Source organism: Nitrospiria bacterium (assembly GCA_036397255.1).
Lineage (GTDB): Bacteria > Nitrospirota > Nitrospiria > DASWJH01 > DASWJH01 > DASWJH01.
In genome coordinates this window covers 1-2032 of record DASWJH010000072.1, presented here as the reverse complement: position 1 = coordinate 2032, position 2032 = coordinate 1, and the positions used below count along the sequence as shown (strand labels likewise).

Annotated in this window: 1 protein-coding gene and 1 tRNA gene; both read left to right on the top strand. The window is 45.0% G+C overall.

The window, feature by feature from the left end; all coding sequences use genetic code 11:
- The first annotated feature begins 355 nt into the window (after window positions 1–355).
- Entirely contained in the window at window positions 356–1636 is a 1281-nt protein-coding gene (gene serS / locus VGB26_09315) for a serine--tRNA ligase (GenBank protein HEX9757985.1), read from the top strand.
- A 153-nt stretch (window positions 1637–1789) separates the two neighbouring features.
- A tRNA-Ser gene (locus tag VGB26_09310) sits at window positions 1790–1875 on the top strand.
- Window positions 1876–2032 lie beyond the last annotated feature (157 nt).

Here is a 2032-nt window from a genome sequence, read left to right as displayed (position 1 = left end):
GGACATGGATGCCTCTCTTGCATATACCATGACTTCCATATCGATGGACCCTCTAACTCTTCGATGGATGAATAATTCCGCACGGATCACATTCGCCAATGTGCTATCCCTAACTTAATGGTTTGCCGGACAGGCTCTTATTCGAGAGGATAAAAAACAACCATAAATCTCTGACCGATGTTGTATTTAAAAAAAGGAACGGCTTCCCGCCTTCAAGCAGGCCGGGGGGTGAGTCGAAAGTCCTTATTATACCTTTTATGTTCCGTATAAAATGATTGACTAAAGCGTCTTTTGGATGATAGATTAGGTGGTTGTCCTTTCCGTCTCAAATATCTGAAAGCATTAAGAAAATTAAATGTTGGATATAAAAAAAATTCGGGAAAACCCCGAAAAAATCACTTCGGTTCTCCGGAAACGGGGGCTGATTCCCGATATGACCTCTCTATTGAATTTAGACCAAGATTGGAAGGAAACCTTAAACCAGGTCAATGCCCTAAAGCATAAAAAAAATGTAGTTTCTGATGAAATCGGAAAAAAGAGCAGAAATAAAGAACCTGTTTCTCAGGACCTTCGGGAAGAAATGAGAAAAGTGGGTGAAGAAATTAAAAGGCTGGATGAGAAAGTAAGGGATTACGAAAAACAGTTGGATGTTCTTCTACTGAACCTCCCCAATATTCCCCATGAATCTGTCCCTGTTGCAGAAAACGAGCAGGGAAACCAGGACATTCGGAAATGGGGAAAACACCCTGAATTCTCCTTCAGACCCAAAGCCCACTGGGATATCGGGGAGGATCTCGGTATTTTGGATTTTGAAGCAGGCGGGAAGATCACCGGAGCCCGGTTTACTTTATACCGGGGACTGGGTGCCCGTTTGGAGCGGGCACTTATTAATTTTATGCTCGACATACATACCAAGGAACACGGCTATCTGGAAGTCATTCCCCCCTTTATCGTGAACCGGGAGAGCACAATGGGAACAGGGCAACTTCCCAAATTCGAGGATGATCTTTTTTATTTATCCAAAGAAGATTATTTTTTAATTCCCACAGCAGAGGTCCCTGTAACGAACATTCACCGGGGGGAAATTTTGGAGGCGGAGCGTCTTCCCATTTGTTATGTGGCCTATACCCCATGTTTTCGTCGGGAGGCGGGTTCCTATGGAAAGGATACCCGGGGACTGATTCGACAGCATCAATTCAATAAAGTTGAAATGGTCCGTTTTGTGAAACCAGAGGACTCCTATTCCGAACTGGAGATCCTTCTTTCCCACGCGGAAGAAGTTCTCAAACGTTTGGAGATTCCTTACCGTGTGGTAGTTCTGTGCACGGGAGATCTTGGATTTGCCTCCGCCAAAACCTACGACATTGAGGTATGGTTACCGGGGCAGGGATCATACAAAGAAATATCCTCCTGCAGTAACTTTGAAGATTTCCAAGCCAGACGAATGAGTATCCGTTATCGTGCTCAAAAGAAACAGACTCAATTGGTACATACTCTCAACGGGTCAGGCTTGGCGGTGGGGAGAACCTTAGTTGCTATTTTAGAAAATTTTCAAAGGGAAGATGGTTCGGTTTCCATTCCATTGGCCTTGAGGCCTTACATGGGGGACGAGGAACTGATAACAAAAAACAATTAGGCTCCAAAAATATTACGTTAGAGGAAGGGTATGAGGTAAGGAGAAAAATTATAAAATTTAAGCGAGGAAACGGCTCTGCCGTATCCGAGCGCGGGGTCTGGGGCACCGGAGGACCAGGGTTTTCTTCTTCCGCACGGGCCCACAGTTATAATCGGAGGGGTGGCCGAGTGGTCGAAGGCGGCGGTCTTGAAAACCGTTGAGCGAAAGCTCCGTGGGTTCGAATCCTACCCCCTCCGCCAGGATTCCGCCCAAGGGGGAATCACTGATAACTTATAACTTTTAACTTTTTTGAAGGCAAAAACCGAAAACTTAAAAACTCATTCCAATTACCTCTTGGCTTTTCGGTTCAAAAATTTTAAAGTCTATCAGGACGCCATGGCATTCTGTAGACTATGC

Bases quoted from the DNA above. Each gene is read 5' to 3' on its own strand.
- serS (HEX9757985.1), top strand. From the start codon at position 356: ATGTTGGATATAAAAAAAATTCGGGAAAACCCCGAAAAAATCACTTCG.